The organism is Brachybacterium tyrofermentans (assembly GCF_014897585.1).
Taxonomy (GTDB): Bacteria; Actinomycetota; Actinomycetes; order Actinomycetales; family Dermabacteraceae; genus Brachybacterium; species Brachybacterium tyrofermentans.
In genome coordinates this window covers 186,251-193,840 of the sequence record NZ_JABUXW010000005.1, presented here as the reverse complement: position 1 = coordinate 193,840, position 7,590 = coordinate 186,251, and the positions used below count along the sequence as shown (strand labels likewise).

Here is a 7,590-nt window from a genome sequence, read left to right as displayed (position 1 = left end):
CGCGAACAGGGAGATCAAACGTCCGCCCACAGGGAGATCCCGATGTCCCTTGACACCCGTCGACGGCGTGAACAGCTGGCAGATCTCCAGACGGTCCGTCCTCCAGTCCAATCCACTCGTCTCTGTGTCGACTGCGCAGATGCCGGTCTCCCAGATGCATTGAGCAAGTTCAGGAGTGAGGTCATCGAGGATCTGAATCGGCATCTGGTCAGCGTAGACCCGCCCGCCTCGGGGGCATAGCGTGCCCTCTCGCCTGTGGATGACGGAGGAGTTCTGTCGCCCTCGTGCAACCTGTCCGATGCCGAACCAGTCCCGCTCACCACGGGATGGGCCTGCAGTCCTTCACGAAGCAACCGTAGAGATCCTCGCCGCGCACGATCGGGTCGTCCACGCGAGCGGCGCCCTCCACGAGGCCCACCGGGGCGTGGCCAGCCCTCGACGGCGACCCGCAGCACACCTGGAGCCGCGCGGTCTCCTCTGACAGGCCAGGTGCGTCCATCCGGAAGCGGTTGTCCGGGTCTGTCAGACCAGGAAACGAAGCAGTAGCAGCGGTAGGCGCACCACGAACTTCAACACGACCCAGAGCACGTCACCCAGCTCCAGTACCCACAACGCGACGGTGCCTCTGCTGTTCCAATCCCCTCGTCGGCGTCGGCGACTCATGGAATCTCCCTTCCGTGACGGAGCAGCACCACCCTCAGCAGCGCCTCGTAGCCTGCAACACTACGCAGGGGAACCCTTCCGTGCAGGACACCCCGTATCCCCGAGCGAGAGCGGCCGGACCGTCGAGCCACCCGTCACCACGGGCTGGGCTTGTAGTCCTTCACGAAGCAGCCGTAGAGGTCCTCGCCAGCCTCGCCGCGCACGATCGGGTCGTACACGCGGGCGGCGCCGTCCACCAGGTCCAGCGGCGCGTGCCAGCCCTCGGCGGCGATGCGCAGCTTGTCCTGGTGCGGGCGCTCGTCGGTGATCCAGCCGGTGTCCACGGCGGTCATGAGGATCTGGTCCGTCTCGAAGGCCTCGCCGGCGCTGGTGCGGGTGAGCATGTTCAGCGCGGCCTTGGCCATGTTGGTGTGCGGGTGGCCGGCGCCCTTGTAGCGACGGGAGAACTGGCCCTCCATCGCGGAGACGTTCACGATGTAGGCGCGGCGGGCCCCGGCCTGCACGGCGGCACGCATCGAGGCGCGCAGGCGGCTGATCAGCAGGAACGGCGCGGTCTCGTTGCACAGCTGGACCTCGAGCATCTCGAGGGCCTCGACCTGGTCCACCGTCTGCGTCCACGAGTTGGTGGTCTGCAGGTCCGGCAGCAGCCCGCCGGCGTCGACCGCGGTCCCCGCGAGGTGCTGGTCCAGGCTCGCATTCCCGGCACGCAGCGCGAGCGCCGTCATCGAGGCGGCCGACTGCGCCTTCCGGGCGTGCTCGAGGGATTCCCCGTCGTGCTGCGGGACCGACTGGGCGTCCAGCACCCCGGCGATCGATGCGGGGTGGGCCTGGGAGATCCGGTCGAAGGCTGTCATCTCCGGCAGCGCGAGGTCGGTGGGCAGCGGTGCCTCCTCGAGCTCCACCAGGGACGAGTAGGCGCTCGGCGAGCGGCGCACCGTCTGGGCGGCGTTGTTGATGAGGATGTCCAGCGGGCCGGCCGCGGCGACGTCGTCGGCCAGCGCGATCACCTGGGTGGGGTCGCGCAGGTCGATGCCGACGATCTTCAGGCGGTGGATCCAGTCCCCCGCGTCCTCCATCTGGGCGAAGCGCCGGGCCGCGTCCTTGGGGAAGCGGGTGGTGATGGTGGTGTGCGCGCCGTCGCGCAGCAGGCGCAGCGCGATGTACATGCCGATCTTGGCGCGGCCGCCGGTGAGCAGGGCGCGCCTTCCGGTGAGGTCGGTGCGCTGGTCGCGCTTGGCGTGGGACATCGCGGCGCAGTCCGGGCACAGCCAGTGGTAGAAGGCGTCCACCAGGGTGTAGTCGCGCTTGCAGATGTAGCAGCCGCGGGCCTTGTTCAGCTCCCCGGCGTAGGCACCCTTGGTGGCCGAGACCAGCGGGATCCCCTTGGTCTCGTCGTCGATGCGCAGCGGGGAGCCGGTCGCGGTGGCCGCGACCACGGCGCGGTCCGCCTTGCGCTGCTCCCACGTCTTGGTGCCGCGGCGAGACTTCGCCAGGCGCTTCTCGAAGGTGCGCGAGGCACGCTTGAGGGCGACGAGGTCCTCGCTGCCGTCGGCCAGGGCGGGCGCGGCCTGCAGCACGCGCAGGGCGGTGGCGAGCTCCTCGGGGGTGAACTCGGCAGGCGTGCTGGCGCCTGCGGGCGACGCGGGCGACGCGGGCGACGCGGGCGACGCGGGCGACGCGGAAGGATCGTGGTCTGGCACCGGGCGAGTGTATGACCGAAAGCCTCACAACCCCGCGCTGTAGCATCCCGCAGATGGCCAGAATCATGCAGGTCCAGGACAGCGTCGTCGTCGCCGCCGAGGCGATGGAGCTCTACGAGCAGATCGCCGACCCCTCGCAGATGGGCCGCTGGAGCCCCGAGAACACCGGAGCCAGCGTGCCCTCCCCCGGCCGTCCAGCGACCGTGGGCATGACGTTCATCGGCTCGAACCACCGTGGAAAGGCCCGCTGGGTGACGTCCTGCACCGTCACCGAGGCAGACCCAGGGAAGAGGTTCGCCTTCGACGTCACCGCGATCGGGCCGACCAAGCCCCTCCTGAAGGGCAGCATCGCGACCTGGGCATACACCTTCGAACCGGTCGACGGCGGCACCCGGGTCACCGAGACGTGGACCGACGGGCGCGGGCGCTGGCCAGATGTCCTGGCCGCACGGTTCGACCGGTTCGTGACGTCGGGCCAGCTGTTCTCCGACTTCCAGCGCGGCAACATCGCGCGGACCCTCGCCGCCCTCCAGGCCGACTTCGCGGGCAGATCGCAGACGAGGCCCGATCAGGCTGACGACGGCTGACGACGGCTGACGACCGGCCTACTCGAAGTACAGCTCGTGGTGCAGTGCGCACCCGGGGTTGAAGGCGGCCGCGCAGTACGGGCAGTCCTCTGCCTGGAGGTACTGCGCGATGGTCAGCTCGCTCCAGCACACCCCGCACAGCACCGCGCTCTCGTGCCGCGACGAAGCGGGCCATGGGCGCGAAGCATGGCCGGCAGTCTCCTCGTGGCACAGGTGACACGGGTAGTACTCGCCGCAGCAGGCGAAGCGGAGCGCGATCACGTCCAGCGGCGTCCGATAGTGGATGCACCGCGTCTGCGCATCGACCGTCGGCCCGTGCACCACCGGCACCTCGCCCTCCGCCGGATCCGCCCGATCTCCGGGCGCCGCCGGGTCCACCGGCCCCGCCGGGCCGACAGGGCCGACCGGGTCCACCGGGTCGACCGGGTCGGCCGGACCCCGCCGGGTCATCGCACGCCCCTCGCGGTCAGCGCATCCCCGAGCGCGTCCGCGTGCTTGAGCGCGAGGACGAGGAAGGGCATGGCGAAGTGGCGCAGGCTCTGCCCTCCGCCACGTGCCCGCTGCGTCTCGCGCACGTCCCGTGCCAACCCTGCCAGCACGGGCAGGGTGTTCAGCGTGACGGCGAGGACGAGCGCCGCGCGCTGGGGGTCGATGCGCAGCAGGGCGAGCGGGCCCAGCGCCCGCTCGAGCGCGTCCAGCAGTTCGCTGACCGGGGTGGTCAGGGCCAGCAGACCGCTCAGCACCACGGCCGCCGCGACCCGCATGGTGTTCGCGGCCGCCTCCTCCGGCCCGAGGAACAGCAGCTGCCCGGCGACGGTCACCACGAGGATCCAGCGGGTGATGTACAGCTGCCGCACGAGCTCCCGCGGCCCGGTGCCCGGCACCGCGTAGCAGACCACGCACACTGCCGCGGCGATCGCAGCGCTGGTGTAGCTCACGGGCAGCAGGCACACGCCGAGCACGATCATCATGAGCACGGCGGCCTTCGGGCCGGCCGGCAGGCGGTGCCAGAGCCCGGTGCCGGGTCGGTACAGGGTCAGCATCCCAGGGCCTCCTCGTAGGTCGCGATGATCGCGTCGGGCGCGCCCGTGGCGATGATCGTGCCGTCGCGGACGAGCACCACGGTCTCGCAGCGTCGGGCGAGCTCGAGATCGTGCGTGACCAGGAGCAGCCGGTGCCCGGCATCGGCGAAGAGGTGATCGGCGATCCGGCGGGCGTTGCGGGCGTCGAGATAGGCCGTCGGCTCGTCGGCGATCACCAGTCCGGGGCGCCGCACGAATGCCCCGCACAGGGCGAGCAGCTGCTTCTGGCCGCCGGAGAGGTCGTGCGCGGAACGGTCCGCGAGCTCGACGAGACCGAAGCGCTCCAGGGCAGCCTGCACGCGACGGGCCTTTTCGGCGCGCGGCAGTTTCTCCGAGCGCAGGGAGAAGGCGACGTCCTCGGCGACGGTGGGCATGATGATCTGCGCGTCCGGGTTGCTGAAGACGACGGAGACGCCCCGCCGCAGCCGTGAGGCCTCACGCTCCGGATCGAGGCCGAGCACGCGGATCCTGCCGCTGGTAACGGTGACCAGCCCGCCCGCGAGCCGCGCGAGCGTGGACTTGCCCGAGCCGTTCTCCCCCACCACGGCGATCGTGCGGGCTTCCAGCGAGCAGGTCACGCCGTGCAGCACGTCGGTATCGCCCAGGCGCACGCCCACGTTCTGGAGCTCCAGGACGCTCATCGGATCACCTCCACGACGGCGGCGATGCCCATGCCCCCGCCGATCGAGGCGGCGGCGACCCCGAGGGACCCTGCCGGGGCGGCTCCCCTGATCAGCCGGCTGAACAGCCGCACCATGGCGACCGCCCCGCTCGCGCCCCAGGGATGACCGAGGGCCAGAGCCCCGCCGTCGGCGCAGACCCGAGGATCGTCCTCGGCCAGGCCCACACGGTCCAGCACCGCGAGCGTCTGCGCGGCGAAGGCCTCGACGATCTCGATCGCGGTGAGATCCTCGAGACCGAGGCCTGCGAAGACGAGAGCGGCTTCGACGGCGGGAGCGGCGCCGATGCCCGGCAGCGCGGGGTCGCAGCCGACGACGGCGTGAGAACGGATCGCGAGTCCCGGGGCACGGCCCCGCGAGCGCTGCGGGACGAGCAGCAGGGCTGCGGCGCCGTCGCTGATCCGGGTCGAGGTCCCTGCCGTGAGGGTGCCGCCGGGGAACAGCGGCGGCAGCCGTCCGAACGACGGCGCGGAGGCGCGCAGGGAGTCGTCGGCGGTCACTCCGCCGACGGGGACGAGCTCGGCGTCGAACCGGCCGGCGCCCTGGGCGGCGCGTGCACGCCGGTGGCTGCGGGCGGCGTGCGCGTCCTGGCGGGGCCTGCTGATCCCGTCGGTCGCGGCGAGGGCGTCCGCGGCGCGCGGCATATCCGGGTCGGGCCAGCCGTCCGGGGTGAACGGTGCGCGGTCGTAGGGCACGCGGTCCCGGGAGCGTCGCGGCGCGGTCGAGGCGCTCTCGACGCCGCCGGCGAGGAAGGCGCGCTCGTCCCCGGCCTCGATCGCGCGCGCCGCGTCGATCACGGCGGCGAGGCCGCTGCCGCACTGGCGGTCCACGGTCTCCCCCGGCACGTTCACGCCGAGTCCCGCGGCGAGAGCGGCGACCCGGGCGGGGTTCCCGCCCGGGCCCATGCAATTGCCGAGCACCACGTCCGCGATGTCGGGCTCGGTTCCGAGGGCGGCAGATGCCTCATGCACGGCGGCGCGCAGGACCGGCGCGGCCAGCTGCTCGACGCCGTGGGCGGCGAGGGCGCGGCTGCGGGTGCCGATCGGGGTGCGCCGCGCAGCGACGACGGCGGCGTGATCACGCACAGCGCCTCGCCTCCCCCGCCTGCACGCGGCGCAGCGCCTCGGCGCGAGCCGGCTTGCCCGACTCGGTGCGGGGCACCGGGCCATCGAACCAGATCCGGGGACGGTGGGACGAGGTGAAGCGGGTGGCCGCCAGGGAGCGCAGCTCGCGGGCCGTGGGGGCGGCGGCGCCGGGCTCCGGCTCGATCATCGCGGCGACGAGCGCGCCGATGCCGTCGGTGGGCAGTCCGAGCACGACGGCGTCGGCGATCCCGGGGAGCGTGCGAAGGCCGGCCTCGACCTCGTCCGGGATCACGGTGGCCGAGGCGGTGAGGATCGCCGCGTCCCTCCGGCCGTGCACGGTGAGCACGCCGTCCTCGAGGGTCGCGAGGTCGCCGACGCTCATCCAGTCTCCGGCGGTGCGCACCGGGCCCGGGCCGCCGAGGTATCCCAGCGCCATGTAGGGCGAGCGGACCCACAGCTCGCCCTCACGGATCTCGACCTCGGCACCGGGGAAGGCACGGTGCCCGTCACCGGTGTCGAGCGCGACGAAGGAGAGCTCGGCCGCGCCGTAGTAGGAGACCACGCGGACCCCGCGGGACTCGGCCTCGGCGCGCAGACCGGCCGGGAGGTGGGAGCCGCCGATGAGCGCCGTGCGCAGGTGCGGGAGATCGCCGGCCGCGAGGACCGCGCTCAGGACCTGCGGCGTGCCATGGAGCACGGTCGCCTCGGCGCGGTCCGCGCTGTCGGGCAGGACCGGTCGCGGGCCGCCCGCGAGCGCGTGCGCGAGCGAGAACAGCGTGAGCGAGGAGGCGGGCGGCGAGGGCAGCAGGATCCGCTGCTCGGCGTCCGCTCCCCCGGGGCTCGCGAGGAGCGCGGAGACGGCTTCGAAGGAGCGCTCCCAGGAGGCGGCGCTGCGCAGCACGATCCGTGGTGTCCCACTGGTCCCGGAGGTCAGCGTCGCCCAGGCGGCTTCCGCCGGGACGGGCCGGGATGCGGCGAGCTCGCGCACCGCGTCCCAGTGCGCCGCCGGCCAGCGGTCGTTCCCCACCAGGGGCACGTCGCCGTCGGCGCGCACCGCCCGGAGACGGTCCAGCAGGCCCTCCCCCGAGCCGCCCAGCACCACGATCTGCGAGCTCACCGCTGCCTCTGCGCGGGCGCGGCGTCGGCCCGGCGAACCGAGCGCCCGGCGGGCTGCCACGTGCGGCGGAAGGCTCGCGGGTAGGCGCGCAGCAGCGTGGCGACGACGGCGGTGGCCAGAGCGGCCTTCAGCAGGTCGCCGGGCAGGAACACGAGGCTCGCCAGGACGGTCTGCTCGAGCGGCAGGCGAGTCACGAGGCTCTGCACGGGGATGCCGACCGCGTAGATCACGAGGATGCCGCCGATGATCGCGGCGAGCGCGACCCGGAGCGCGGAGGGCTTGCGGGTCGAGGCGTGCACGATCAGACCGACCGCGAACGCGCCCAGGATCCACCCGAACATGTATCCGGCCGACGGTCCGACGAACGCGCTGAGCCCACCACGCCCGCCGGCCAGCAGGGGAAGCCCCGCGGCGGCGAGGGCCAGGAGCACGATCATCGACAGCGCGCCCAGGCGGGGGCCGAGCACGGCGCCCGCGAGCATCACGCCGAAGGTCTGTGCGGTGATCGGCACACCGCCGAACACGTTGAAGCTCCCGGGCAGGCCCAGCGCGGCCACGAGCGCGGCGAACACCGCCACCCGAGCGATGTCCTGCGCGTCGAGCGACCATGACCGTCCGTCGGTCCTGTCCTGCTTCTGGGTCCTGTGGGTCCTGTGGGTCCTGTCGGCCATCTGAT

The 7,590-nt window shown here is 72.8% G+C and carries 9 protein-coding genes; 1 reads left to right on the top strand and 8 read right to left on the bottom strand.

Translation table 11 applies throughout. The features are described from left to right. Together INT49_RS21045 and INT49_RS05430 are read right to left on the bottom strand one after the other, a co-directional pair. On the bottom strand, nucleotides 1-204 hold a 204-nt coding region (locus INT49_RS21045), incomplete at its 3' end, for a hypothetical protein (RefSeq protein ID WP_226849763.1). A 593-nt stretch (nucleotides 205-797) separates the two neighbouring features. Next, on the bottom strand, nucleotides 798-2,363 hold the full coding sequence (locus tag INT49_RS05430; protein ID WP_193116690.1) for an SDR family NAD(P)-dependent oxidoreductase: 1,566 nt from the start codon (nucleotides 2,361-2,363) through the stop codon (nucleotides 798-800). Nucleotides 2,364-2,416: 53 nt separating this feature from the next. Between INT49_RS05430 and INT49_RS05425 the strand changes: the two genes are divergently transcribed. Continuing rightward, complete coding sequence (locus tag INT49_RS05425) at nucleotides 2,417-2,950, top strand: SRPBCC family protein (protein WP_193116689.1); 534 nt, start codon at nucleotides 2,417-2,419, stop codon at nucleotides 2,948-2,950. A gap of 18 nt (nucleotides 2,951-2,968) precedes the next feature. Here the strand turns inward: INT49_RS05425 and INT49_RS21375 are convergent, their stop codons facing one another. The 6 genes from INT49_RS21375 to INT49_RS05395 are packed head-to-tail and all read right to left on the bottom strand — an operon-like array spanning nucleotide 2,969 to nucleotide 7,585. After that, a complete protein-coding gene (locus INT49_RS21375) occupies nucleotides 2,969-3,400 on the bottom strand; it encodes a CHY zinc finger protein (protein ID WP_193116688.1) in 432 nt (143 codons plus the stop codon). Beyond that, entirely contained in the window at nucleotides 3,397-3,993 is a 597-nt protein-coding gene (locus INT49_RS05415; protein ID WP_193116687.1) for an energy-coupling factor transporter transmembrane component T family protein, read from the bottom strand. Before INT49_RS05415 ends, INT49_RS21375 begins: the two co-directional genes overlap by 4 nt. Further along, the gene (locus tag INT49_RS05410) at nucleotides 3,987-4,673 is read right to left on the bottom strand and encodes an energy-coupling factor ABC transporter ATP-binding protein (protein WP_193116686.1); all 687 of its coding nucleotides are present in this window, start codon (nucleotides 4,671-4,673) and stop codon (nucleotides 3,987-3,989) included. Before INT49_RS05410 ends, INT49_RS05415 begins: the two co-directional genes overlap by 7 nt. Next, the gene (locus INT49_RS05405) at nucleotides 4,670-5,797 is read right to left on the bottom strand and encodes a thiolase family protein (RefSeq protein WP_319021520.1); all 1,128 of its coding nucleotides are present in this window, start codon (nucleotides 5,795-5,797) and stop codon (nucleotides 4,670-4,672) included. Before INT49_RS05405 ends, INT49_RS05410 begins: the two co-directional genes overlap by 4 nt. Then, nucleotides 5,790-6,914 carry a class I adenylate-forming enzyme family protein gene (locus INT49_RS05400; protein WP_193116684.1) on the bottom strand — a complete coding sequence of 375 codons (1,125 nt, stop codon included), beginning with the start codon at nucleotides 6,912-6,914 and terminating at the stop codon, nucleotides 5,790-5,792. Before INT49_RS05400 ends, INT49_RS05405 begins: the two co-directional genes overlap by 8 nt. Beyond that, nucleotides 6,911-7,585 (bottom strand): biotin transporter BioY, encoded by a 675-nt coding sequence (locus INT49_RS05395; protein WP_193116683.1) that lies wholly within the window; start codon nucleotides 7,583-7,585, stop codon nucleotides 6,911-6,913. The genes INT49_RS05400 and INT49_RS05395 overlap by 4 nt, the downstream gene beginning before the upstream one ends. Nucleotides 7,586-7,590 lie beyond the last annotated feature (5 nt).